This is a genomic window from Streptomyces sp. Da 82-17, assembly GCF_046098215.1.
Lineage (GTDB): Bacteria > Actinomycetota > Actinomycetes > Streptomycetales > Streptomycetaceae > Streptomyces.
This window is the reverse complement of sequence record NZ_JBJURH010000010.1, coordinates 21,437-46,018: the sequence shown is the minus strand read 5'-3', so window position 1 is coordinate 46,018 and position 24,582 is coordinate 21,437. Positions and strand designations below refer to the sequence as shown.

At 72.9% G+C, this 24,582-nt stretch carries 21 protein-coding genes; 9 read left to right on the top strand and 12 right to left on the bottom strand.

Annotation, left to right across the window (positions count from 1 at the left end; all coding sequences use genetic code 11):
- Positions 1 to 63: 63 nt before the first annotated feature.
- Both ACIDOF_RS18980 and ACIDOF_RS18975 read right to left on the bottom strand, forming a co-directional pair.
- Positions 64 to 1,317, bottom strand: a complete 1,254-nt coding sequence (locus tag ACIDOF_RS18980; RefSeq protein ID WP_409007112.1) for an ROK family transcriptional regulator — start codon at positions 1,315 to 1,317, stop codon at positions 64 to 66.
- 178 nt (positions 1,318 to 1,495) lie between these two features.
- Positions 1,496 to 2,569, bottom strand: coding sequence for a mechanosensitive ion channel family protein (locus ACIDOF_RS18975; protein ID WP_409007111.1), 1,074 nt, complete (start codon positions 2,567 to 2,569; stop codon positions 1,496 to 1,498).
- 269 nt (positions 2,570 to 2,838) lie between these two features.
- On the opposite strand from ACIDOF_RS18975, the gene ACIDOF_RS18970 reads away from it, so the two are divergent.
- Positions 2,839 to 3,375, top strand: a complete 537-nt coding sequence (locus ACIDOF_RS18970) for an HNH endonuclease (RefSeq protein WP_409007110.1) — start codon at positions 2,839 to 2,841, stop codon at positions 3,373 to 3,375.
- A 219-nt stretch (positions 3,376 to 3,594) separates the two neighbouring features.
- Here ACIDOF_RS18970 and ACIDOF_RS18965 read toward each other — a convergent pair whose 3' ends face one another.
- Positions 3,595 to 6,555 carry a beta-N-acetylglucosaminidase domain-containing protein gene (locus ACIDOF_RS18965; protein WP_409007109.1) on the bottom strand — a complete coding sequence of 987 codons (2,961 nt, stop codon included), beginning with the start codon at positions 6,553 to 6,555 and terminating at the stop codon, positions 3,595 to 3,597.
- 306 nt (positions 6,556 to 6,861) lie between these two features.
- Between ACIDOF_RS18965 and ACIDOF_RS18960 the strand changes: the two genes are divergently transcribed.
- The 5 genes from ACIDOF_RS18960 to ACIDOF_RS18940 all read left to right on the top strand — a co-directional run bounded on the left by ACIDOF_RS18960 (position 6,862) and on the right by ACIDOF_RS18940 (position 10,849).
- Positions 6,862 to 7,128 (top strand): hypothetical protein, encoded by a 267-nt coding sequence (locus ACIDOF_RS18960; RefSeq protein ID WP_409007108.1) that lies wholly within the window; start codon positions 6,862 to 6,864, stop codon positions 7,126 to 7,128.
- 92 nt (positions 7,129 to 7,220) lie between these two features.
- Positions 7,221 to 7,460, top strand: coding sequence for a hypothetical protein (locus ACIDOF_RS18955; RefSeq protein ID WP_409007107.1), 240 nt, complete (start codon positions 7,221 to 7,223; stop codon positions 7,458 to 7,460).
- A 199-nt stretch (positions 7,461 to 7,659) separates the two neighbouring features.
- Positions 7,660 to 8,604, top strand: coding sequence for a DMT family transporter (locus ACIDOF_RS18950; protein ID WP_409007106.1), 945 nt, complete (start codon positions 7,660 to 7,662; stop codon positions 8,602 to 8,604).
- 53 nt (positions 8,605 to 8,657) lie between these two features.
- A complete protein-coding gene (locus ACIDOF_RS18945; protein WP_409007105.1) occupies positions 8,658 to 9,578 on the top strand; it encodes a LysR family transcriptional regulator in 921 nt (306 codons plus the stop codon).
- A gap of 221 nt (positions 9,579 to 9,799) precedes the next feature.
- The gene (locus ACIDOF_RS18940; protein WP_409007104.1) at positions 9,800 to 10,849 is read left to right on the top strand and encodes a selina-4(15),7(11)-diene synthase; all 1,050 of its coding nucleotides are present in this window, start codon (positions 9,800 to 9,802) and stop codon (positions 10,847 to 10,849) included.
- A gap of 172 nt (positions 10,850 to 11,021) precedes the next feature.
- Here the strand turns inward: ACIDOF_RS18940 and ACIDOF_RS18935 are convergent, their stop codons facing one another.
- From ACIDOF_RS18935 to pepN, 7 genes are all read right to left on the bottom strand, one after another.
- A complete protein-coding gene (locus ACIDOF_RS18935) occupies positions 11,022 to 12,338 on the bottom strand; it encodes a cytochrome P450 (RefSeq protein ID WP_409007103.1) in 1,317 nt (438 codons plus the stop codon).
- Positions 12,339 to 12,395: 57 nt separating this feature from the next.
- Complete coding sequence (locus ACIDOF_RS18930) at positions 12,396 to 13,733, bottom strand: cytochrome P450 (RefSeq protein ID WP_409007102.1); 1,338 nt, start codon at positions 13,731 to 13,733, stop codon at positions 12,396 to 12,398.
- Positions 13,730 to 14,368, bottom strand: coding sequence for a GTP-binding protein (locus ACIDOF_RS18925; protein WP_409007101.1), 639 nt, complete (start codon positions 14,366 to 14,368; stop codon positions 13,730 to 13,732). The genes ACIDOF_RS18930 and ACIDOF_RS18925 overlap by 4 nt, the downstream gene beginning before the upstream one ends.
- Positions 14,349 to 14,708 (bottom strand): DUF742 domain-containing protein, encoded by a 360-nt coding sequence (locus ACIDOF_RS18920; RefSeq protein WP_409007100.1) that lies wholly within the window; start codon positions 14,706 to 14,708, stop codon positions 14,349 to 14,351. The genes ACIDOF_RS18925 and ACIDOF_RS18920 overlap by 20 nt, the downstream gene beginning before the upstream one ends.
- The gene (locus tag ACIDOF_RS18915; protein ID WP_409007288.1) at positions 14,705 to 15,091 is read right to left on the bottom strand and encodes a roadblock/LC7 domain-containing protein; all 387 of its coding nucleotides are present in this window, start codon (positions 15,089 to 15,091) and stop codon (positions 14,705 to 14,707) included. Before ACIDOF_RS18915 ends, ACIDOF_RS18920 begins: the two co-directional genes overlap by 4 nt.
- A gap of 35 nt (positions 15,092 to 15,126) precedes the next feature.
- Entirely contained in the window at positions 15,127 to 16,788 is a 1,662-nt protein-coding gene (locus ACIDOF_RS18910) for an ATP-binding protein (protein ID WP_409007099.1), read from the bottom strand.
- Positions 16,789 to 17,062: 274 nt separating this feature from the next.
- Positions 17,063 to 19,633, bottom strand: a complete 2,571-nt coding sequence (gene pepN / locus ACIDOF_RS18905; protein WP_409007098.1) for an aminopeptidase N — start codon at positions 19,631 to 19,633, stop codon at positions 17,063 to 17,065.
- 135 nt (positions 19,634 to 19,768) lie between these two features.
- Between pepN and ACIDOF_RS18900 the strand changes: the two genes are divergently transcribed.
- Both ACIDOF_RS18900 and ACIDOF_RS18895 read left to right on the top strand, forming a co-directional pair.
- Positions 19,769 to 20,518, top strand: coding sequence for an ABC transporter ATP-binding protein (locus tag ACIDOF_RS18900; RefSeq protein WP_409007097.1), 750 nt, complete (start codon positions 19,769 to 19,771; stop codon positions 20,516 to 20,518).
- Positions 20,519 to 20,567: 49 nt separating this feature from the next.
- A complete protein-coding gene (locus ACIDOF_RS18895) occupies positions 20,568 to 21,068 on the top strand; it encodes a DUF1203 domain-containing protein (protein WP_409007096.1) in 501 nt (166 codons plus the stop codon).
- Positions 21,069 to 21,077: 9 nt separating this feature from the next.
- Here the strand turns inward: ACIDOF_RS18895 and ACIDOF_RS18890 are convergent, their stop codons facing one another.
- Entirely contained in the window at positions 21,078 to 21,956 is an 879-nt protein-coding gene (locus ACIDOF_RS18890; protein ID WP_409007095.1) for a LysR family transcriptional regulator, read from the bottom strand.
- Positions 21,957 to 22,045: 89 nt separating this feature from the next.
- On the opposite strand from ACIDOF_RS18890, the gene ACIDOF_RS18885 reads away from it, so the two are divergent.
- Positions 22,046 to 23,221 carry an MFS transporter gene (locus ACIDOF_RS18885; protein WP_409007094.1) on the top strand — a complete coding sequence of 392 codons (1,176 nt, stop codon included), beginning with the start codon at positions 22,046 to 22,048 and terminating at the stop codon, positions 23,219 to 23,221.
- A gap of 180 nt (positions 23,222 to 23,401) precedes the next feature.
- On the opposite strand, the gene ACIDOF_RS18880 is transcribed toward ACIDOF_RS18885, so the two are convergent.
- Positions 23,402 to 24,418 (bottom strand): aspartate-semialdehyde dehydrogenase, encoded by a 1,017-nt coding sequence (locus tag ACIDOF_RS18880; RefSeq protein WP_409007093.1) that lies wholly within the window; start codon positions 24,416 to 24,418, stop codon positions 23,402 to 23,404.
- Between the last annotated feature and the right edge of the window lie 164 nt (positions 24,419 to 24,582).

Sequence of the window (24,582 nt, the reverse complement as noted above, 5' to 3'; positions counted from 1 at the left end):
GGCGGGGGCGGACCTTGCGGGGCTGTCGTGCGGGTGGAACCGGTGGTGCTGCTCGTGCGGAGGTCAGCGGGCCGAGGTGTCGAAGACCTCGTCGCGGGTGACGGCGAGCGCGCTCTCCAACGCGCCGCGCAGCACGGCCTGTTCGATCACCTCGCCGAGCACGAGGCGGGGCCGGGACGCCGCGAGGTCGGCGAGCTCGGACTGGATCAGGGCGCGCAGCGGCTCCCCGCCCGCGCAGGTCACGCCGCCGGACAGCACGACGAGGCCCGGGTCGAGCACCGCCACGACCGAGGCAAGGCCGGTCGCGATCCGGTGCGCGGTCTGCCCGAGCAGGTCGAGCAGCGCCTCGTCGCCGTCGTCCGGCGCGCCCTCCTCGGCCCGCCCGGCGGCCTCGGCGGCGCGCTGCAGGAGGGCGGCTGCGGTCTCGGCGTACGGCTGCTCCGGGGTGTCGATGCCGAGGGACCTGGCGATCCGGGGCACGGCCTGCGCGCCCGCCAGTTCCTGGAAGCCGCCGCTGTTCGCCTTCGCGACCTGCCGTACGAGCGGGGTGCCCGGCACCGGCAGGAAGCCGATCTCGCCCGCGCCGCCGGTCCAGCCGCGGTGCAGCCGGCCGCCGATGACGAGGGCGGCGCCGATGCCCTCCTGGTTCCAGAGGAGGACGAAGTCCTGGTCGTCGCGGGCGGCGCCGACGCGCTGCTCGGCGACCGCGGCGAGGTTCACGTCGTTCTCGTACTCGACCGGCATCGGCAGGGCCGCGGCCAGCTCGTCGAGGAGCGTGGGGGAGTGCCAGCCGGGCAGATGGCTCGCGTACCGCAGCCGCCCCGTGTTCGGGTCGAAGGCGCCCGGCGTGCCGATCACCACCCGGTGCAGCTCGGCGCGGGTCAGCCCGGCCTCCTTCACGGCGCCGTCGAGCGCGGCGAGCACCTGGCGTACGACGTCGTGGCCGCCGCGGCCCGGGGTGCGGAGCTCGAAGCGGCCGGCCTCGGCGCCGGTGACGTCGGCGACGGCGGCGAGGATCCGCTCGGGCGTGACGTCGAGGGCGGCGACGTGCGCGGCGGCGGCGTTCACCGCGTACAGCTGGGCGTTCGGACCGGGCCTGCCCTCGCTCGTGCCGGTGGCGACGACGAGTCCGGCGGCCTCCAGGCGGGCGAGCAGCTGGGACGCGGTCGGCTTGGAGAGCCCGGTCAGCTTGCCGATCCGGGTGCGGGACAGCGGGCCGTGCGCGAGCAGCAGGTCGAGCGCCGCCCGGTCGTTCATGGCCCGCAGCACCCGCGGGGTTCCCGGCGTCCCGGGTGTCGTGGGGGGAGTCCCCGCCATGCCGTGCTCCTCCGTACGCAGGACCGTACTGTTAGGAAGGTTTCCTATTGGGTGTGAGGAACCTAGCAGCGGGCGTCCGGGTGCCGTCAAGGGTCAGGTCGTACGAAGACACGGCGTACCCACCCCGAACGCGCCGCACCCCCGCCGGAGATCGACGGGGGTGCGGGGGCGGGCCGGGCTACTTGCTCAGGTTGGGCGGCGGGATCGGGGAGGCCGCGAGGGACTGCGGCGACGTGTTCGACGCGTACGCCGACGGGGCCGCGACCGCCGGGGCCGGGTTGCCGTCCTCGTCCTCCTCGGCGGCGAGCACCATGCGGCCGACGATCAGGATGCCGGCGGCGTCGAAGGCCTCCTTGATCCGCCAGCGCAGCTCGCGCTCCACGCCCAGCGCCTTGCCCGGCATGGTCTTCGCGCTGACCCGGATGACCATCTGGTCCAGGTAGACGGCGTCGAGGCCGAGCACCTCGACCGGGCCCCACAGCCGCTCGTTCCACGGCTCGTCCTTGCTCATCTCGGCGCCCACCTCGGTGAGCAGCTCGCGCACCTTGGCCAGGTTCTCGTCCGAGCGGACCGTGACGTCGACGCCGGCCGTCGCCCAGCCCTGGGAGAGGTTGCCGATGCGCTTGACCTCGCCGTTGCGCACGTACCAGATCTCGCCGTTGTCGCCGCGAAGCTTGGTCACACGCAGGCCGACCTCGATGACCTCGCCGGAGGCGACGCCCGCGTCGATCGAGTCACCGACGCCGTACTGGTCCTCCAGGATCATGAACACGCCGGACAGGAAGTCCGTGACGAGGTTGCGGGCGCCGAAGCCGAGCGCCACACCGGCCACACCGGCGCTGGCGAGCAGCGGCGCCAGGTTGATCTCGAAGATGCCGAGGATCATCAGCGCGGCCGTGCCCAGGATCAGGAACGAGGCCACGGACCGCAGCACCGAACCGATCGCCTCGGAGCGCTGCCTGCGCCGCTCGGCGTTGACGAGCAGCCCGCCCAGCGCGGTGCCGTCGACGGCCTGCGCGCCGCGGTTCATCCGCTCTATGAGCTTGGTGATCGTGCGGCGGATCACATGCCGGAGGACCGTCGCGATCACGATGATCAGCACGACCCGCAGGCCGATGCCGAGCCACGCGGACCAGTTCTCCTCGATCCACCCCGCGGCGTTGGTCGCCTTCTGCTGGGCCTCGTCGAGCTGGTTCACCGGGTCCTTCGCGGAACCGGCGGACGACAGCGTCGACACGACGGACAGAAACACGGCGGGCACCTCCGGGTGTAGCGGCCTGACCGCACATAGGGAGAGAAGCGGGCAGACCAACCACACTAACGGGGCATCGTGTGTGGATCGTTGTGATGTTCGAAGGAGAGACAGTGCTCACGTCGGGGCGGGCTCTTCACTCCTGTGTGGTCGAAAACACTGCAAGCCCGTTACCGGCGCATGGTGGCGCTTCGACCAGGCATGAGGGGAGACTGAGTACAGATCGTCCCGGCGCGAGCCACGCGCCGCCGGCGTACAAGGAGGCATCCGTGCCGCATGTCCTGGTCCTCAACGCGTCGTACGAGCCGCTCGGCGTCGTACCGCTCCGCCGCGCGCTCGTCCTCGTCCTCGAGAACAAGGCTCAGTGCCTCGAGGAGTCCGGCGCCTTCATGCACAGCGCTACCCGCACCATCCCCGCACCCAGCGTGGTCCGGCTCAAGCGCTTCGTGCGGGTCCCCTACCGGGGGCCCGTTCCGCTGACCCGGCGAGCCCTCTTCGCCCGCGACGGGGGCCGCTGCATGTACTGCGGTGGCGTCGCAACCAGCGTCGACCACGTCATCCCCAAGAGCCGGGGAGGTCAGCACGCGTGGGAGAACGTGGTGGCGTCATGCCGCCGCTGCAACCATGTGAAGGCCGACCGTCATCTGTTGGAGCTGGGGTGGAGGTTGCGGCACAAGCCTGCGCCGCCCACCGGGCTCGCCTGGCGCATCATCGGCACCGGGCATAGGGATCCGCGCTGGCTGCCGTATCTGCAGCCGTTCGGCGCGGATGATGTGATGGCCCGGATCGACGGCATCTCTGCCTGAGGTCCGGGTTTTTGTACGACCGGGCCGGTCGTCCCCGCGCGTGTACGGGGTGCCGGGCCCGGTCGGCCTGTCTTCATCCCCTGACCCGCCCCTTCCCGAAACTGGGGCTCCGCCCCAGACCCCGCTCCTCAATCGCCGGAGGGGCTCAAGAATGAGCCCCTCCGGCCATTGAGGAGGCCCGTCCGGCAGGACTTCGGGAAGGGGCGGGTAGGGGAAAAATCAGTCGCGGACCGCGTAGGCCTCCACCGACCACAACGAGTACCCGTACTGCGTGCCCCGCTTCTCGCCCTCGATGCGGACGAACCGGACGTCGGGTTCGTTCATGTGGACCGTCTCGCGGCCCCCGCGGCCCTTCTCGACCGTCGCGGCCGTACGCCAGGACTCGCCGTCCTCGGAGACCCGCACCCGGTACGCGGCGGCGTACGCGTCCTGCCAGTGCAGCGCCACCTTCCCGAGGTGGACCGGACGGTCGAACTCCGCCTGCCACCAGGCGTCGTCCCGGGCCGGTGAGGACCAGCGGGTCTCCGGGTCGCCGTCGGCCGCGGCCTTCGCCGGGAAGTCCCGGGTCTCGTCGCCCGACGAGGACGCCTTCGCCCCGCGCACCAGATCGGGCCCACCGGTGCGGGCGTGCGCGCGGACCGTGAGCGTACGGGTCTGGCCGCCGTACGAGACGGGGACCGTGTAGCTGCCCGCCGGGGTGCCCTCGGGCACGGTGATCTCGACGGGGACCGTGACGTCCGTGCCGCGCGGCACCGTCGCCTCGCGCGGCACCCGCACCTCGACGCCCTTCGGCGCCCGAGCCGTCAGCCGGCCCTTCACGTCCGCCGGCCGCTTGGCGGTCAGCTTCGCCGTGACGCGTTGCGCCGGGCCGCCGATCTCCGCGTCCGTCTCCGTACGGGACAGCTCGAACGCCGCGTCCGCGCCGTCGGCGAACCACGGCACGACATGCTGCGCCGGCACCGTCGTCCGTACCGCGTCCGCCTTCAGGCCCTTCGCGGCGGTCTCCGTCCAGCCCTTGTCGGTGAGCCGGCCGAGCGTGCGCCAGCCCTCGCCGGGCACATGGGCCTGCACCGTGCCGCGCTCGCCGGGCTCCGTCACCGCCGTCACGGCCGCGATGGGCCGGGGCCGCGGCAGCCGCACCGTGTACGAGGCGTCGTCCTCGGCGACCTGCCCGCGCTCCTCGGCGGTGCCGGACCAGCGCTCGGACTCCTTCTCGGCCTTGTCGAGGAACGGCCCGAGCACGCCCTTGCCGACGGTGGCCCGGCCCGCCCGCACGTCCGCGCGCGCCGCGTCCAGGTCCTCGCGGTGCCGCCAGGCGCGGGCGCCGTCGCCGCGGGCCTGCGCGAGCAGCATGTCGACGGCGGCCTCACCGGCGGCGCCGTAGTGCCCCAACTGCTCGGACCAGGGCCCGACTTCGGCCCCGAGCTCGGTGTCGCGCAGCCGCCGCGGGGTCTCGCGCAGCACGGTGAACGCGTCCCGCAGACGCTCGCCCGCGGCCTCGACGCGCCTGCGGTCGCCGCCCGCGCGCTCCCGCCAGAACGCGTCCATCAGCGGCCGCAGATACGCGGACTCGTCGGCGCCGAGCACCGACGACGCGGTGTTGCCCGCCAGGGCCCGTACCGCCGCGCGCCGCTTCGCGTCTCCGCCCGCGGACCGCGCCGCGTCGTCGACGGCGGCGCGCCAGGACTCCTGCGGGCGGTACGCCTTCGGGTTCCAGGCGAAGTCGGCGGCCGTGAACAGCGGGATGCGGGAGGCGACCGGCTGCTCCATGGCGTTGGCGAGCAGCGCCGCCGAGCCGGTGGCGACACCGGGCTCGCGGCCCATGTACGGGCCGAGGAAGATCCGGTCCTGCGCGTAGTCGTTGACCGGGTAGTTGTCCATCGTGACCAGCGGGTGCCCGAACGCCTCGCGCGCACCGGCCAGTTCGCGCCCGGTGATGGTCTTCGGCACGACGCCGACGCCGGTCCACGCCACCTGCACCTGGTCGTCCAGCTTCCCGGCGAGCGCCTCGCGGTACTCGGTGGCGCCGTCCTGGAAGTACTCGGTGGGCATGAGGGTCAGCGGGGCCGAGCCCGGGTGCCGCTCCCGCAGATGCGCGGCCAGCGCGCCCGCGACCTTCGCCTGCGCGGCGGCCGCCGCCTCGGGCCCGGAGCCGAACGTCTCGGCGTCCGCGTCGCAGTGCCACTCGCTGTACGACACGTCCTGGAACTGGAGTTGGAAGGCCCGCACCCCGAGCGCCCACATCGAGTCGACCTTGCGGAGCAGCGCCTTCAGGTCGTCGTCCGACGACAGGCACATGGCCTGGCCGGGGGAGACCGCCCAGGTCAGCGTCGTGTGGTTGCGGTCGGCCCGCTCGGCAAGCGCGCGGAAGTCGGCCCGCTGCGCGGCCGGGTAGGGCTCACGCCAGCGCGCCTGGCGGTACGGGTCGTCGCCGGGGGCGTAGACGTACCGGTTGAGCTTGGTGCGGCCCATGAAGTCCAGCTGCTCCAGGCGCTGTTCACGGGTCCAGGGCGTGCCGTAGAAGCTCTCGGCGAGGCCGCGCACGGCGGTGCCGGGCCAGTCGCGGATGCGGACGCCGGGCACCGAGCCGGAGCCGTCGACGAGTTGGCGCAGCGTCTGCACGCCGTGGAACAGGCCGTCCGCGCCGACCCCTTCGAGGGCGACGGTGGGCCGGCCCCCGACCTCGCCGACCGCGAGCCGGTACCCGCCCTGCGGCAGGTCGGCGCGGTCGGCGGCGCGCAGGGCGCGCAGCGCGGCGGCGGCGCCGGACCGCTTCCCGTCCGCCGCGCCGGACTGCTTCCCGCCCGCCTCGCCCGCGCGCACGACGAGCGCGCCCGCGGGCAGCCGCGCCGGGTCCTCGACCTCGGTGACGCGCCGGGCGCCGGCCTCGCGCAGCAGCGTGCGCAGCACGTCGACGGCGCGCGGGTCGGCGTCCTCGTCGGTGACCACGTACGCCTGCTCGCCGACGCGCACGGCGGCGCCGCCGGCCTGGGCCTGCTGCGGGCGGGGCCACACCTGCGGGACGGGGCCGTCGTTCTCGCGGTCGCCCGCGGCGGGGACGTCGGGCTCGGTGACGGCGGGCTGCGGTGGCGCCGCGAGGGCTCCGGGGGCGCCGCCGATGAGACCGCCGATCACGGCGGCCGCGATCGCCGCCGCCCGCTTCCTGCGCCGCACCTGCACGGCTGTCCCCGCCCTTCTTCGTACAACTCGCAACAACTCGCACCCACAGCGTCGGGCGTCAGCCTAGGCCGTGTCCGTGCGGTCACACAGAGGCCCCCGGCAGCCCTTCTCGGCTGTGATGTGCCTCACTTCCCGTGAAAAGGGGTATGAGGTCTTACGGAGCCGCCCTGCCCTGTGGCCGCAAGGGTGCGGGCCCAACTTCCGTGCCGGGAACCGAATGTGGGCTCCGACACGTTGGTCGAATGCGATCGGTTCCCCTGGGTAGGGGAGCCCATCCGACCCTGCTGTCCACTGAAGGAGGCCCTCGTGGCCGCATCGGCTCAGCTTCTTCTCGACGCTCTCTCCAAACGTTCGGAGCTGCGCGACCTGCCGGACATCTCGCTGGTGTCCGATCCGGATTCCGGGTTGCTCGGCTCCTGCGCCTGCTGCGTCGAACCGCCCCTGACGAGCGAACCGCCGCTCGCCGACGCCGCCCCTCTCACCAGCGAACCCCCACTGGCCGACCCGGCCCCCCTCACCAGCGAGTCCACGGCGATCGAGGCCACCGCGGTCGAGGACCCCTCCCGGTACTGAACCCGCCCCGAACCGGCAGGCGCCGCCCGCCTCCGGGTCCGTACGGGCACCCCGGGCGCGCGGCCCGATCCGGCACCCGCTAGTTTGGCACCGTGGACAAGAAGAACGCCCTGCGCACCGGCGCCGTAGCAGCCGGTACGACGCTGATGATGCTGCTCATGTCGTCCCCCGCGCTCGCGCTGACCCGCGACGACGGCGACGACCCCGGTCCCGGCCTGAACGTGATGGAGACCCTCGGCCTGTACGTCGTGGCGCCGATCGTTCTCTTCGTGGTCATCGCCGGCCTCGTCATGGTCGGAGACAAGTCCCGCAAGGGCCAGAAGCAGGGCTGACGCCCGCACTCTTCGCGAGGGCGCGCCGCACCGCACCGGTGGGGCGCGCCCTCGTCGTCTGTCCGGAACTCCCAACCTTTCACTTCTGCTGAACAGATCCGTCGAAAGTTTTCGATGGACCTAAGTAAGCGGCCGGTGCGACGGTGGCTGCGTCACGTCGACGAGCCGCCCGCGAGGGCAGAGAGGCAAGGGGTACCGGATGGCAGTCCTGGAGCGGGTGCACGACAGCAAGGCGGAGGCGGCCGAGCCGGGCGGGGCGGGGCGGGCCCGCAAGGCCGCCACGCTCGGGCTGCTGCTCGCCGGGCTCGCGACGCTGGTCTGGTCGGGCAGCTTCGTCACCTCGCGGGCGCTCGCCGACTCCGTACCGCCGGTCCAGCACGCGTTCTGGCGGTGGATCATCGCGCTCGCCGCCGTCGCGCCCTTCGCCGTCCGCGCGACCTGGCGGCAGCGGGCGCTGCTGCGGGCGCACCTCCGCTATCTGCTGCTCGCCTCGCTGCTCGGCGTGACCGTCTACAACACCCTCGTCAACCAGGCCGGCATCTCCACCACCGCCGGGAACATGGGCATGATCATGGCCGCGTCACCGGTCGTCATGGCGCTCTACGAACGCCTCGGCGGCACCCGGCTCGGCGCCCGCCGCATCGCCGGCATGCTGATCGCCTGCGCCGGGGTGCTGCTCCTCGTCAGCAAGGGCTCGCTCGCCCTGGACTTCGCCGCCGGCGACCTGTGGATGCTCGCCGCCGCGCTCTCCTTCGCCTCGTACAGCGCGCTGCTGCGGCGCAAGCCCGCGGAGATCGACGGGCTCGCCTTCCTGTTCACCACGTTCGTGCTCGGCGCCCTGATGCTGTCGCCGGTGTACGTCGCGAGCCTCGTGCTGCAGGGCGGGTTCGAGGCGACGCCCGCGACCGTCTCGCCGCTGCTGTACGTCGGCGTGGTCTCCTCGGCCGTCGCCTTCTTCGCCTGGAACAAGGCGATCTCGCTGATCGGCGCCGCCCGCGCCGGGATCGTCTACTACCTCCAGCCGGTCTGCGTCGCCCTGCTCTCCTTCGCGGTCCTGGGCGAGCCCACCGGGCCCATGCAGGTGCTGTGCATGGCGCTGATCCTGGGCGGCGTCGTCCTCGGCGCGGCCCGCGGCGCCAAGTGACCGCGGCACCGGGCGCGGGCGGGCGGGGGACCGGCCCGGATAGGTTGCCGGTCATGACCGAGTGGGACATCAAGAAGCTGCAGATCCTGCGCACCCTCAGCGAGCGCGGCACCGTCACGGCCACCGCGCAGGCCCTGCTCATGACCCCCTCGGCGGTCTCGCAGCAGCTCTCCAACCTGGCCAAGCAGGTGGGCGTCCCGCTCCTGGAGGCGCACGGCCGCCGGGTCCGGCTCACCGACGCGGCCCACCTCGTGCTGCGTCACGCCGAGGCCGTCTTCGCCCAACTGGAGCGGGCGGACGCCGAGTTGGCCGGGTATGTGCGCGGCGAAGCCGGGGAGGTGCGGGTCGGCGCGTTCTCCACCGCGGTCCCCGCCCTGGTCGTCCCCGCCGTACGCCAGCTGCGCGCGGCGGCGCCGGGCATCGAGGTGCGGGTACGGGAGGCGGAGGCGGCGGAGGCGTACGAGCTGCTGTCCGGCGGGGAGGTCGACCTCGCCCTGTCGCTCGCCGCGCACGCGCCGACCGCGCGCGACCCCAAGTTCACGCGGGTGCCGCTGCTCGCCGACCCGCTCGACGTGGCCCTGCCGGTCGGGCACCCGCTGGCGGGCCGCGACCGACTCGGGCTCGGCGAACTCTCCGAGGAGGCCTGGATCTTCGGCGGCAGCGGGCCCTGGTCGGAGATCACCCTCGCGGCCTGCGAGGCGGCCGGGTTCGTGCCGGAGCAGGCGCACAGCGCGGCCGGCTGGACCGCGATCCTGGCGATGGTCGAGGCAGGCATGGGCGTCGCGCTCGTACCGCGGATGGCCGCGGTGCGGCGGGCGGGCGTCGCGATGTGCACCCTCGGCCCCGACCAGCCCCGCCGGCATGTGGTCGCCGCGCTGCGCCGGGGCGCGGAGGACAGCCCGGCCCTCGCCCGCGTCGTGGAGGCGCTGCGGGAGGCGGCGGAGGGGCTGGGACGGGACTCGAACCCGAACTGAGCTGGGCTCGGCGCCGGGCCCGAGCGGGGCTCAAACCCGATCTGAGGAGACGTCAATCACGGTTGGTACGGGCTTACTTGGGGTAGCTCGGCCCATCTGCAACCCACTCGTTCAGTTCTTCACAACTTGATCATATTCCGCTTTCGATCAGCGGCTACGATGCGGAGCGCCTTGATCAACATGGGGCGTGGGTCATGCCCCGCGAAGAGAGTGAGTGCTCAGTGGGGACCGACCTGGAAGTTCCGCCCATCTATTCGCCGTTCGCCGAAGCGATACATCCGCGGTACCAGAACATCGACCAACAGACCGCGCTCTGGGCCGAAAAGTTCCGGATAGGCTCCGACGAGCTCCGCGGCCGACTCGTACGGCACGACATCGGCGGATTCTCCGCGCGCATCCTGCCCGAGGGCCGCGAAGAGGTCGTCGCACTCCTCTCCGACTTCGTCCTCTGGCTGTTCGGCGTCGACGACGGGCACTGCGAGGAAGGCGAACTCGGCCGCAAGCCCGGCGAGTTGTCCGGCTACCTCTCCCGGCTCCTGCGCGTCGCCCAGAACCCCGAGTCGCCGCTGCTCCTCGACGACCCGCTCGCCGACGGCCTGCGCGACCTGCGCCGCCGCGTCGACCGCTACGGCACCGCCGGCCAGGCCGCCCGCTGGGTGGACGCGTTGCGCGAGTACTTCTTCTCCGTCGTCTGGGAGTCCTCCCACCGCACCGCCGGCACCGTCCCCGACCTCGACGACTACACCCTGATGCGGCTCTACGACGGCGCCACCTCCGTCGTCCTGCCGCTCCTGGAGATGGGGTACGGCTACGAACTCCAGCCCCACGAACGGGACGACCGGCGCGTGCGGGCCGCGGCCGAGCTGGCGTCGTTCATCATCACCTGGGACAACGACATCTTCTCGTACCACAAGGAAGCGGGCGGGAAGGACGACTTCTGGCTCAACGCCCTGCGGGTCATCGAGCGCGAGCAGGGCGTCACGCCCGGGGCGGCCCTCGACGTCGCGATCTCCCAGCGGGACCGGGCCACCAACCTGTTCCTGCTGCTCTGCGAGCGGCTGCGCGCCGACGCGAGCCCGCAGCTGCGGCAGTACCTGGACTCCCTCGGCAGCTTCATCCGCGGTGCGCAGGACTGGGGCATCACGTCCGTCCGCTACACCACCCCCCACGACCCGGCCCGCTTCCCGGACGCGTTCCGCGAGACCCCCGTCGACCCGAGCGTGCGGCCGTTGGGGATCGCGGCTGTGGACTGGTGGTTCGAGCTGGTTTGAGCTTTACGGGGTGGGGGGCTGTCGTCCTTCAACTGCGGGTTGGCCGTGGGTTTTGCGCAGTTCCCCGCGCCCCTGATCAGGGGCCTTCGGGTCGCTGTCCGGCTGCGGATCCGTCGTGGTTGCTCGCGCAGTTCCCCGCGCCCCTGACGGGGCCCGCCCCCCTGAAGACCCCCTAGCGGAGCGGAGGCAGGGGGACCGACTTCGGGGGTGGGGGAGTCGTCGGGGCCGTCGGGCGGGTGGGGGTGAAGCGGACCGGGAGGGACTCCAGGCGGCGGGAGATCCACGCCGAGACCACCCGCAGCTCGTCCTCGGGCACGTCGAGGCGGATGTCGATCAGGCGGCCGAGCAGGGTCTCCACGCCCGTGTCCGCGATCGCGCGGCCGATGTCCTGACCGGGGCAGCCGTGCGGGCCCGCGCTGAACGCGAGGTGCGAGCGGTTGCCGTGCATCGACGCCGTCAGGTCGGGGCGGATCGCCGGGTCCACGTTGCCCGCCTCCAGGCCGAGCAGCAGCATGTCGCCCGCCCGGATCGACCGGCCGCCGAGCTGAGTGTCGCCGATCGCCCAGCGCGTGGGCAGCATCGAGATCGGCGGGTGGTCCCAGAGCACCTGCTCCAGCGCGTCCGGCAGCGTCATCTGGCCGCCCGACAGGTTGCCGCGGAAGCGGGCGTCGGTGAGCACCATCCGCAGGGTGTTGGCGATCAGGTTCGCCGTCGGCTCGTACCCGGCGACCAGGGTGAGGCGCAGGTGCTCGCGGATCTCGTCGTCGCTCAGGCCCGACTCGTGGGCGATCAGCCAACTGGTGAAGTCATTGCCCGGGCGTTCCCGCTTCCGCGCCACCAGTTCGCTCATCGTGTCGACCACGAACCGGTTGCTCGCCACCGCGGTCGCGCTGCCGCGGGTCATGTCCCGGACCGCCTCGACCAGCTTCGGGCCGTAGTCCTCGGTCATGCCGAAGTGACGGGTCAGGACCATCATCGGCAGCTGCTCCGCGAACTCCTCGACCAAGTCCGCGCGGCCCTGCCCGGCGACGCGGTCGACGAGCTGGTTGGCGTACCGCGTCACATAGCGGCGCAGGCTCTGCCGGTTGAACAGGTCCAGGCTGTCCGTGACCGCGCGCCGCAGCCGGGCGTGCTCCTCGCCGTCCGCGAAGGCGAGCAGCGGCTGCCAGGCGGTCAGCGGCAACAGCGGGGAGTCGGCGGCCAGTTGGCGGTTCCAGACGCGGGAGTCGCAGGTGAACCGGGACGGCATGCGCATCACGTCCAGGTTCTCCCGGTGCCCGAGGACCAGCCAGGCCGGGATGTCGCCGTGCACCAGGACCGGTGCGACCGAGCCGTGCTCCGCGCGCAGCTGCTCGTACAGGTGCTGCTGTCCGCTCTCCGCGTCCGGGCCGTAGATCCGTCGCGGCAGACCCGCGCCGCCGGCGTGCGCGGGGCAGCCGGGCGGCGGCTGCGGCGAGGGGGAACCGGCGGATTCCGGGGCGGTGGTCATGGGAACGGCCTCCAGGGCAAGGGCGTACGGGTGCTGCGGCGCCGAAAGACGGACAGGTCAGCGCGCGTGCACGGTCATCGGGATGCGGTCGGCGTGCGGGACGGCCGAGACGACCTCCTTGGGGGCGTGCCCCGACGACGGCGTCAGACGCCAGCGCGCGAGCAGCGTCGCCAGCGCGATGGTCGCCTCCGTCCAGGCGAACTGGTCGCCGATGCACTTCCGGTTGCCCGCACCGAACGGGATGTACGCGTTGCGCTGCAGCCCCGCCTCGGCCTGCCGCTCGGGCAGCCAGCGGTCGGGGTCGAAGGCGTCCGGGTCGGGGAAGAAGCGCGGGTCGCGGTGGAGCGCGTACAGGCTGAAGCCGACCTCCGCGCCCACCGGGAGGCGGTGGCCGCCGAGTTCGACCTCCTGCGTGGTCCGGCGCATCAGCATCGTCACGCCGTGCAGCCGGATCACCTCGTCCAGGACGCGGCGCAGCGCGACCAGCTTCGGCACGTCCTCGACGGTCACCGGGCGGTCGCCGACGACCTCGCGGATCTCCGCGACCACCTGGGCGTCGAACTCCGGGTGCAGGGCGAGGTGGTGGAACGTCCAGGCGAGCGTGGCGGCCGTGGTCTCCGCGCCGGCGAACAGAATGGTGCTCAGCTCGTCCCGCACCTCCACGTCCGACAGGTCGTGCTCGGCGAGCAGCAGCGAGAGCAGGTCGCCCGCGTCGGTGTGGCCGGTCGCACGGCCGGTGGCGATGACCTCGTCGATGACCCGGCGCAGGTTGGCCGCGGCCGTGTCGAACTCCCGGTTCGGGCGGATCGGCACCCGGTCCAGGAACTTCGGCGAGGCCGCCCGTACGAGCAGGTTGCGCAGGGCGATCGGCAGGTTGGTGCGGATCGCCTCCACCGCGGGCAGGCCGATGTCGGTGGAGAACAGGGTGGAGGCGAGCGTCTCGATGGCGAACTGGGCCATCTCGTGCTCCAGTTCCACCTCCTGGCCGTCGGTCCACGAGTCGGCGAGGGACTGCGCGTTGCGGCTCATCACCGTCGTGTACTGCGCGATGCGCTCCTTGGAGAACATCGGCTGGATCAGCCGGCGGTGCGCCCGGTGCACCTCGCCGTTGGCGTTGGCGAGGCCGTTGCCGGCGAGCGGGCGCAGCCGGTCGAAGAAGCGGCCCTTCTCGAAGCTGCGGGCCTGGCCGACCGTCACCTCGTGCACCAGCTCGGCCGTCGTCGCCACGTACAGCGGCATCCGGCCCAGGTCGATGCGGACCAGATCGCCGTGCGCGGCAAGGGACTTGAGGAAGCCGAAGGGGTCGCGCAGCAGCTTCACGGCGTGCCCGGCCAGGGGGATCCCGCCCGGTACGCGAGGTATGGCCGACGTGCCGGCGGCCTCGGTCAGGGTCACGACGCCTCCGTGGCGACGGCGAGGGACTGCAGGTACCGCATCAGAGCCATCAGCACATCCCTGCTGGAGCCCCGCACGCGGGCGTCGCACTCCACGATCGGGACCGAGTCCGGCAGGTCGAGGGCGCCGCGGAGCTCCTCGATGGGGTAACTCGGCGCGTCCGGGAAGGAGTTGACCGCGACGACGAACGGCACGGAGCGCTCCTCCAGGCGGCCGATGACGTCGAAGCTGACCTCCAGGCGGCGGGTGTCGACCAGGACGACCGCGCCGAGGGCGCCCTCGAACAGGCCGCGCCACAGGAACCAGAACCGCTCCTGGCCGGGGGTGCCGAACAGGTACAGGACCAGCTCGTCGTTGATGCTGATGCGGCCGAAGTCCATCGCGACCGTCGTCGTGGACTTGCGTTCCACGCCCGCCGTGTCGTCGACGCCGACGCCGGCCTGCGTCATCGTCTCCTCGGTCGTCAGCGGCCTGATCTCGCTGACCGAGCCGACCAGGGTGGTCTTGCCGACGCCGAAGCCGCCGACGATGACGACCTTGACCGCCGCGGCGGCCGTCTCGGGCAGCACGTCCTCGCTCCGCGGCCCGGCGGCAACCTCGACCGAGCCGGGGCTCTCAGAGCTTCTGAAGTCCATCGATCACTGCCTCAATCAACGCGATGTCGGGGAGTTTTGCGGGCGGTACGGGCGGTCGGGAGAACACCAGGTCGGCCGCGATGAGATCGCCGACCAGCACCGTGACGACGCTGACCGGCAGGCTCAGGTGCGCGGAGATCTCGGCGACGGAGAGCGGCCGCTGACAGATGCGGACGATCGCCGCCTGCTCGGGCTGCATCCCCGGGCGGGGCGCCGACTTGGCCACGATCAGCGTGACCAGGTCGAGCGCCGACGACACGGACGAACCACTGCGGCCACCGGTGATCACATAGAGCCGTTCGGGGCCGCCCCCGTCCCAGTGCGGTTCGGCCGAGTTCACCTCGCGGCCACGTCCTGCCGCGGCGGGCTGCTGAGGTGCTCGCCGATGCGCAGGACCAGGTCCCGCATGCGCTGGCCCATCAGGCCGGCGTCCACGCCCTCGTCGGCGAGCACGGCGAGGAACGCGCCCTGCCCGGCCGCCATCAGGTAGAAGAAGCCGCCGTCCATCTCGATCACGACGAGCCGCATCCGGCCCTCGCTGTACGGGAGTTCGGCCGCGACCGCGCCGGCCAGGCTCTGCAGTCCCGCGCACGCGGCGGCGAGCCGGTCGGCGGAGTCGGTGTCGGCGCCGTACTGCGCCATCCGCAGGCCGTCGGCGGAGAGGACCACGACCTGCCGGGTCTGCGGGACTCCTTCGGCGAGGTCCTTGAGCATCCAGTCCATGTTGGCGGACTGGCCCGAGTGTCCCTGCTGCTGAATCACTGCTCGTTCCCCTTGCTAGCCGACGCCGAAGGGGCGTCGAGTTCCTGTGCGGCCCTGGGGCCGTTGCCGGTCGCCGCGGGGGCGGCGCCGCTGGTCTCGCCGGACAGGCCGCTCTGGAACGCGGCCAGCCACATGCCCGGCTGGACCCCGTCCGAGGCCTCCTCGGCGGCGGGGCGCCGGGGCTCGGGGGCCGGGGCCGCGGGGGTCCGACGGCGCCGCTGCGGCAGGCCGTTCGCGGTGCGTTCGGTGACCACGGGCACGTCGTCGTCCACCAGGTTCGTGGGACCGGTCACCGGGCGCTCCGTTCGGGATGCTGCGGGCGTGCGCTCGGCGGACGCGGACGCGGGCACGGGCACGGCGTGCTGGCCGGTACGGGACGCGGCGCCGGACGCGGCCGGGACCTGAGCCGAAGCCTGAGCCGAGGTCTGAGCCGGGGCCTGAGCCTGTGCCTGTGCCTGTGCCTGAGCCTGTGCCTGAGCCGGGGCCGGTGCGACCGGCGCTCCCGAGACCTGGCCCGCCGCCCCGCTCCGCTGCGACGGCACCGCCGCCGTCTTGCGCGGGCCGGACGCCGCGCCGATGCCGTGGGCGAGGCCCGTCGCCTGCGCCACCGTCGTGATGAGTTCCTGCGGCACGATCAGGACCGCGCGGACACCGCCGTACGCGGACGGCCGCAGCGACACCTGGAAGCCGTACGCCTGCGAGAGGCGGCCGACCACGGCGAGGCCGAGGCGGGGGCTCTCGCCCAGGTCGTTGACGTCGATGCCCTGCTGCGCCTGCTTCAGCATGCGCTCGGCCCGCGCGCGGGCCTCCTCGCTCATCGAGACGCCGCCGTCCTCGATCTCCACGGCGATGCCCGTCTGCACGTCGACGGCCGTCAGGTGGACCTTGGTCTGCGGCGGCGAGTAGCGGGTGGCGTTGTCGAGGAGCTCGGCGAGCGCGTGGATCAGCGGCTCGACGGCGGTGCCGACGACGGCGATGTCGGAGACGGAGTGCAGCTCGACGCGCTGGTAGTCGATGATCCGCGACATCGCGCCGCGCATCACCGAGTACAGCGGCACCGGCCGGGACCACTGGCGGCCGGGCCGGGCGCCGCCGAGCACGGCGATGGAGTCGGCCAGCCGGCCGATCAGGGCGGTGCCGTGGTCGATGCGAAGGAGGTCGCCGAAGACGTCCGGGGACTGGCCGTGCCGGTCCTCCATCTCCCGCAGTTCCTGGGCCTGTTGGTGCACGATCGCCTGCACGCGGCGGGCGATGTTCACGAAGGCGCGCTGCGCCGAGTCGCGCAGGTCCTCCTCGGCGGTCACCGCGTCGATGACGGACTGCAGCACCTTGGTGTGGGTGGCCGGGGCGCACAGCGAGGCCAGGACGTCCTCGGGGAACTCGCCGCGGCGCAGCCGGGCCACTACGTCCGGCAGCAGGACGTCGGCGACGCGCACCGTCTCGGCCTCCTGCTGCCGCAGCGCCTCCTCCAGGGCGGCCGCCTCGGCGCTCAGCGCGTCGATCCGCCGCCCGCGCCGCGCGGCCACCGCGCAGGCGACGCCCACGACGAGCGTGGCGACGGCGCCGGAGACGATCACCGGGAGCAGGGCGGACGAGGGGACGAGGAACGCGGCGACGGTGGTGCCGACGGCGAGCGCCAGCGGGGTCAACAGCCACAACGGGACGGGAGACTTGGAACTTCGTGGGGATGCCCCCGCGCGAACCCTCTGCACTGCGTTACTCCCGTACGTACGCGAAGATCATCAGACGGGTCGGTAGCGTAACGCCTTCGAGTGAATCCTCAGGACCAGGGGTCAAGTCCCGGACAAAACTTGCGTGTACGGGGACAACGCGGATGCGCGAAGGGCCCGGTTCCGGGAGTTCTGGCGGGTGCCACGCCCCGGAACCGGGCCCTCTGACCGGGCGTCAACAGCCGCCCGGGAAACGGGTCGTTCAGCCTGCCGCGGCGTCCGCGGCCTGCGCCTTCAGGGCCCGCTCGACACCCGAGCGGGACTCCGAGATCAGCCGGCGCAGCGCGGCGTTCGGCTCCTCCACGGCGAGCCAGGCGTCCGTCGTGTCGAGCGTCGCCTGCGACACCTGGAGCGACGGGTACAGGCCGACCGCGATCTGCTGCGCCATCTCGTGCGAACGGGACGCCCACACGTCCTTCACGGCAGCGAAGAACTTCTCCGTGTACGGGGCCAGGAGTTCACGCTGGTCGACCTGGACGAAGCCCGCGATCACCGCCTCCTGCACGGCGTTCGGCAGCTTGTCGCTCTCCACGACCGATGCCCACGCCTCCGCCTTGGCCTCCGGGGTCGGCCGGGCCGCACGCGCGGTGGCCGCGTGCCGCTCGCCCGCCGCCGTCTTGTCCCGCTCGTACTCGGCGGCGATCTCCTTCTCGCCCGCGCGGCCGGTCGCGGCGAGCCGCTCCAGGAACGCCCAGCGCAGCTCGGTGTCGACGGCCAGACCCTCGACCGTCTCCGTGCCGGCCAACAGGGCGGCGAGCAGGTCGAGTTGCTCCGGCGTGCGGGCCGCGGCGGCGAACGCGCGGGCCCAGGCCAGCTGGTGGTCGCTGCCCGGCTCGGCGGCCTTCAGGTGGGTGAGGGCCGCGTCCGTCCAGCGGGCCAGGCCGGTCTCGCGCCAGTCCGGGGCCGCGTACAGCTCCAGGGCCAGCTTGACCTGGCGGTGCAGGGACTGCACGACGCCGATGTCGGACTCCTTGCCGATGCCGGACAGGACGAGCGACAGGTAGTCGCGCGTGGCCAGCTCGCCGTCGCGGGTCATGTCCCAGGCGGAGGCCCAGGACAGGGCGCGCGGCAGCGACTCGGTGAAGTCCCCGAGGTGCTCGGTGACGACCTTCAGGGACTCCTCGTCGAGCCGGACCTTCGCGTACGACAGGTCGTCGTCGTTGAGCAGGATCACCGCGGGCCGCTCCTTGCCCACGAGGGCCGGTACGGCGGTGAGTTCGCCGTCGACGTCCAGCTCGACGCGGTCGGTGCGGACCAGCTTGCCGCCCTGCAGCTCGTACAGGCCGATCGCGATGCGGTGCGGGCGGAGCGTCGACTCGCCCTTCGCGCCGGCGGGCAGCGCGGGGGCCTCCTGGCGGACGGCGAACGCGGTGATGACGCCGTTCGCGTCCGTCTCGATCTCCGGCCGGAGCACGTTGATCCCGGCCGTTTCCAGCCACTTCTTCGACCAGGTCTTCAGGTCGCGCCCGCTGGTCTCCTCCAGGGCGCCGAGCAGGTCGGTGAGGCGGGTGTTCCCGTACGCGTGCCGCTTGAAGTAGGCCTGCACGCCGCGGAAGAACTCGTCCATGCCGACGTACGCCACGAGCTGCTTCAGGACACTCGCGCCCTTGGCGTAGGTGATGCCGTCGAAGTTGACGAGGACGTCGTCGAGGTCGTTGATCTCGGCCATGATCGGGTGCGTGGACGGCAGTTGGTCCTGCCGGTACGCCCAGGTCTTCATGGAGTTGGCGAACGTGGTCCAGGAGTGCGGCCACTTCGAGCCGGGGGCGTACGCCTGGCAGGCGGCCTCGGCGTAGGTCGCGAACGACTCGTTCAGCCAGAGGTCGTTCCACCACTCCATGGTGACGAGGTCGCCGAACCACATGTGCGCCAGCTCGTGCAGGATCGTCGCGGCCCGCACCTCGTACGCCGCGTCCGTCACCTTCGAGCGGAACACGTACTGGTCGCGGATCGTGACCGCGCCCGCGTTCTCCATCGCGCCCGCGTTGAACTCCGGCACGAACAGCTGGTCGTACTTGGCGAACGGGTACGGGTAGTCGAACTTCTCCTGGAACCAGTCGAAGCCCTGCCGGGTCACGTCGAAGATCGCGTCCGCGTCCAGGTACTCGGCGAGCGAGGGCCGGCAGTAGATGCCGAGCGGGACGCTCTGCCCGTCCGGGCCCTCGTACGAGGAGTGCACCGCGTGGTACGGGCCGACGATCAGGGCCGTGATGTACGTGGAGATCCGCGGGGTCGGCTCGAAGACCCAGACGTTGTCGCGGGGCTCGGGGGTGGGGGAGTTGGAGATCACCGTCCAGCCCTCGGGCGCCTTCACGGTGAACTGGAAGGTGGCCTTCAGGTCGGGCTGCTCGAAGCTGGCGAAGACGCGCCGGGCGTCCGGCACCTCGAACTGCGTGTACAGATAGGCCTGGTCGTCGACCGGGTCCACGAACCGGTGCAGCCCCTCACCGGTGTTGGTGTACGCGCAGTCGGCGACGACCTTCAGTTCGTTGCGGCCCGCGAGCAGGCCCGGCAGCGCGATGCGGGAGTCCGCGAACGCGGTGGCCGGGTCGAGCGGGGCGCCGTTCAGGGTGATCTCGTGCACGGTCGGCGCGACCAGGTCGATGAAGGTCTCGGCGCCCGCCTCGGCACTGTCGAACCGCACCGTGGTCACCGAGCGGTACGTGCCGCCCTCCTGCGCGCCGGCGAGATCCAGATCGATCTCGTACGCGTCCACGGTGAGCAGGCGCGCCCGCTCCTGCGCCTCTTCGCGGGTGAGATTGGTGCCAGGCACGCGGTCATCTCCTCGGGGTGGGACTCGGGTGGGTCTCGCCCGGGACTCGGGTTGCGTCCCGGTATGGACTTTTCGGCAATCCTTGCACGTCCGGCGGGCATGCTGGGGGTGTACCGGACACCGCGGGGAGGGCACGTGCTGGAGATCGAGGGGCTTGGGCACACGTACGACGACGGGCATCGGGCGGTGGACGGGGTCGACCTGTCCGTGGACCGCGGCGAACTGGTCTCGCTCGTCGGCCCGTCCGGCTGCGGCAAGTCGACGCTGCTGCGGTGCGTGGCGGGGCTCGTCCGGCCGACCGAGGGCACGGTGACGGTGGGCGGCGAGCCGGTCTCGGACGTGCCCGCGGGCCTGGCCGTGGTCTTCCAGGACTACACGCGCTCGCTCTTCCCGTGGCTGACGGTCCGCGACAACGTGGCCCTGCCGCTGCGCCGCCGGGGTCTCGCGCGGGCGGAGCGCAGGGCGGCGGCGGAGGCGGCCCTCGAAGAGGTGGGGCTGTCCGCGGCGGCCCGCAAGTACCCCTGGCAGCTCAGCGGCGGCATGCAGCAACGTGCCGCGATCGCAAGGGCGTTGGCGTACGAGCCGGCGCTGCTCCTCATGGACGAGCCCTTCGGATCGGTCGACGCGCAGACCCGGGAGGACCTGGAGGACCTGCTGCTGCGCGTCCGCGCCGGCACCGGCACGACGGTCCTGGTCGTCACGCACGACATCGACGAGAGCGTGTACGTGGGCGACCGCGTCGTGGTCCTCACGGGCAGCCCCGGCCGCGTGCACGCGGACCTGCGGGTCGACCTGCCGTCCCCGCGCGACCAGATCGGCACGCGGGAGTCGCCGGAGTTCGTCTCGCTCCGGGCGGAGGTGGGGCGGGCGGTGCGGCGAGCGTGACGTCCGGATTCCGCCAGCCGTTGCGCGGACGGGCGGGCACGGTGGCCCTATGACGACGACGTACCCGCCCCGCCCCATCCCCCCGGCCGCGCTCGCGGAGCTCCGTGAGCGTGACGACGCGGGCCGCCCCTGCGCCCCCTTCACCGAGCCGACCGGCGGCGACCCGCTGCGCTGCTGCCTGCGCCCGGTCGAACGGGGCGAGCGCGTCGCCCTCGTCTCGTACGCGCCGCTGCGCCGCTGGGCCGCCGAGACGGGCGCGGACCCGGGCGCGTACGACGAGCAGGGCCCGGTCTTCATCCACGCCGAGGAGTGCGCGGGCCCGGCCGCCCGGGACGGCTACCCCTTCACCCGCCCCGGCGCCCTGCGCGCCCTGCGCCGCTACGACGCCGAGGGCCGCATCGTGGGCGGTCGCCTGCTCGAACTGACGACGGCCCCGGACGCCGACCTGGACACGTCCCTGAAGGAGGCGTTCACGGACCCGGAGGTCGCCCTCGTGCACGTTCGGGCGGTGGAGTACGGCTGCTTCCACTTCGAGGTCCGCAGGCCGTGACCCCCGGACTCAAGCCGTCGCTCCGACCGCCCGCGCGAACTCCCGTACCCGTTCCGTCTCGCCGTCCCTGTGCCAGATCAGGCCGAGGGTCGACGGCGGGAGGCCCGTGGTCGGGATGTGGGTGACGTCCCTGCGGGCGTGGTAGTCGGCCGTCGGGTCGCACAGCAGCATCGCGGCCTGGCCGGAGGCCACCAGGGTCAGGCCCTCCTGCAGTGTGCGGACGGCCGGGCCGGGGCGGGCGGAGGGGGCCTGGGCGGTGCGCCAGTACGCGGGGGCCGGGGGAGCGGGGGCGACCAGCGGGGTCGCCTCCACCTCGGCGGCCGTCAGGGACGTACGGGACGCGAGCGGGTGGCGGGCGGAGACCGCGACGTTCTGCCGCTGCTCCGCGAACCGCGGCCCGAGCACCAGGTCCGGCTCGGCGACCGGCAGGAGGACGACCGCCGCGTCCACCGACCCGGCCCGCACCGCCCCGAACGGGTCCGAGAACGGCAGCTCCACGATCTCCGTCCCGCACCCCGGATGCGCCTCCCGGAACGCCGCGACCGCCGCCATGAGGCGGTCGTCCGCCGTGCCCTGGAATCCGAGCCGCAGCACGCCCTCCACGCCCCGCGCCGCCGACCGCGCCTCCGCGACGGCCGCGCGCAGCTCCGCGTACGCCGGGCGCAGCCGGGTCAGGAAACGCTCGCCGAGCGGGGTGAGCCGGACGCTGCGGCTCGTCCGCGTGAACAGCCGTGCCCCGACCCGGCGTTCAAGGGCCCGGACCAGCTGGCTCACCCGGCTCTGCGAGACCCGGAGGCGTTCGCCCGCCCGGCCGAAGTGCAGCTCCTCGGCCAGGATCAGGAAGCACTCCAGCTCCCGCGCCTCCAGGCCGCCGCCGTCCCCGGTCATGCGTCGTCCCTCCGATCGATGAGCCTCGCTCATTCAAGGGTGAGATCTTCGGTGTTGTTCCCGGCGCCCGCACGGCGTTGGCTGAGGGCATGTCCACCGCTCATCAACTCGCCGGGCCCGCACGGGCGTTGACGCTCCCCGTGCTCGCCGCCGCGGCCGCCACCTTCACCGTCGTCACCGCCGAGATGCTGCCCGTCGGGCTGCTCACCCCGCTCGCCGCCGGGCTCGGCGTCTCCCCGGGCACGGCCGGGCTCGCCGTGACCCTGCCCGGCTTCGTCGCCGCGCTCGCCGCCCCGCTCCTTCCCGCCGCCGCCCGCGCCGTCGACCGGCGCACCGTCCTCGTCGCGCTGCTCGCGCTGCTCGCCGCCGCGGGTGTGGTCTCCGCGCTCGCCCCGCACTTCGCCGTGCTGCTCGCCGCACGGGTCCTGGTCGGCGTGGCCATCGGCGGGGTGTGGGCGATCGCGGCGGGCATCGCGCCGCGGCTCGTGCCTCAGGCGGCGGTGGGGCGGGCCACCGCGGTGGTGTTCAGCGGGATCGCCGTCGCGTCCGTCGTCGGGGTGCCCGCCGGCACGTTCCTCGGCGAACTCCTCGGCTGGCGCTGGGCGTTCGGTGCCGCCGCGCTGCTCGCCGCGGCCGTCGGCCTGCTCCTCGCGTGCGCGCTGCCGCCGCTTCCCGCCGAGCGCGGCGCGGGCGGACTGCGTACGGTCCTCGGCGCGGCCCGGCTGCCCGCGGTACGGGCCGGGCTGCTGATCGTGCTGCTCCTGGTCGCCGGCCACTTCGCCGCGTACACGTATGTACGTCCCGTCCTGGAGCGGGTCGACGGGCTCGCCGCCGGCCTGGTCAGCGGGCTGCTGCTCGCGTACGGGGTCGCGGGGATCGCCGGGAACTTCGTCGGCGGCGCCCTCGCCCCGCGCGACCCGCGCCGCACCCTCCTGTGGATCTCCGCGCTGCTCGCGGCGGTCGTCCTCGCCCTGCTCGCGGCGGGCGGCTCACTGCTCCTGTCGGCGGGGCTGCTCCTGCTGTGGGGGCTCGCGTACGGCGGTGTCTCCGTGTCGACGCAGAACTGGATGGCGGCCGCCGCGCCCGCCGCCGGGGAGTCGGTGTCCGCGCTCTACGCGGGCGTCTTCAACATCGCCATCGCCCTGGGCGCCCTCCTGGGAGGCCGCGCGGCGGACACGTTCGGCGCGGACGGGGCCCTGTGGCTGGGCGGAACGCTGGCGGCGCTGGCGGCGGCAGCCACGTACGGCAAACGCCGGGCGGGCTGAAACTCAGCCCGCCCGGCGTACGGCACATCTCGTCCCAGCCGGGTCACATCCAGCCCGGCAGGGGCTTGCATCCAGCCTGTCCGGCGGGGCAAAACCAGCCCGTCCGGCGTTTGAGGACGAGCCGTCAGGCGATCGACGGTGCCGCGGCCGACCCGCGCGAACCGTCGACGTAAGCCCAGGTCAGCCCCGAAGCTCCGCCGCCACCAGCTCCGCGATCTGGACCGCGTTCAGCGCCGCGCCCTTGCGGAGGTTGTCGTTGGAGAGGAACAGCGAGAGGCCGTTCTCGACCGTCTCGTCGCCGCGGATGCGGCCCACGTACGAGGCGTCCTTGCCCGCGGCCTGCAGCGGCGTCGGGACGTCGGACAGCTCCACGCCCTCCGCGCCCGCGAGGATCTCCGTGGCGCGCTCGGGGGTGATCGGGCGCTCGAAGCGGGCGTTGACCTGCAGCGAGTGGCCGGAGAAGACGGGGACGCGGACGCAGGTACCGGAGACCTTCAGCTCGGGGATCTCCAGGATCTTGCGGGACTCGTGGCGGAGCTTCTGCTCCTCGTCCGTCTCGTTGAGGCCGTCGTCCACGATGGAACCGGCCATCGGCAGGACGTTGTACGCGATCGGCGCGACGTACTTGTCGGGCTGCGGGAACTCGACCGCCGAGCCGTCGTGGGTCAGCTTCGGGGCGTCCGCGCCGACCTTCTCGACCTGCGAGTACAGCTCGTCCACACCGGCGAGGCCGGAGCCGGACACGGCCTGGTAGGTGGCGACGACGAGCGCGGTCAGGCCGGCCTCGGCGTGCAGCGGCTTCAGGACCGGCATCGCGGCCATCGTCGTGCAGTTCGGGTTGGCGATGATGCCCTTCGGGCGGTCCTTGATCGCGTGCGGGTTGACCTCGGACACGACGAGCGGGACCTCGGGGTCGCGGCGCCAGGCCGAGGAGTTGTCGATGACTACGGCGCCCTGGGAGGCGACCTTCTCGGCGAGGGCCTTGGACGTGGCGCCGCCGGCGGAGAACAGCACGATGTCCAGGCCGGTGTAGTCCGCGGTGGAGGCGTCCTCGACGGTCACACCGTCCAGCACCGTGCCGGCGCTGCGGGCCGAGGCGAACAGGCGCAGTTCGTCGATCGGGAACTTCCGCTCGGCGAGGATCTTGCGCATGACCGTGCCGACCTGACCGGTGGCTCCGACGATTCCGACCTTCACTGGGATTCCTCCGCAATTCCGTACATGACGTCATCCGTACATGCCGTCTGGCATCCATGATGCGTCTGTCCAGGTCCGGCTTGTCCAATCCATTGTCCGACGTGCAAGACGACACACCGAGGGGCGGGTACCCGACCGGGCGCCCGCCCCTCACTCAGCGCGTA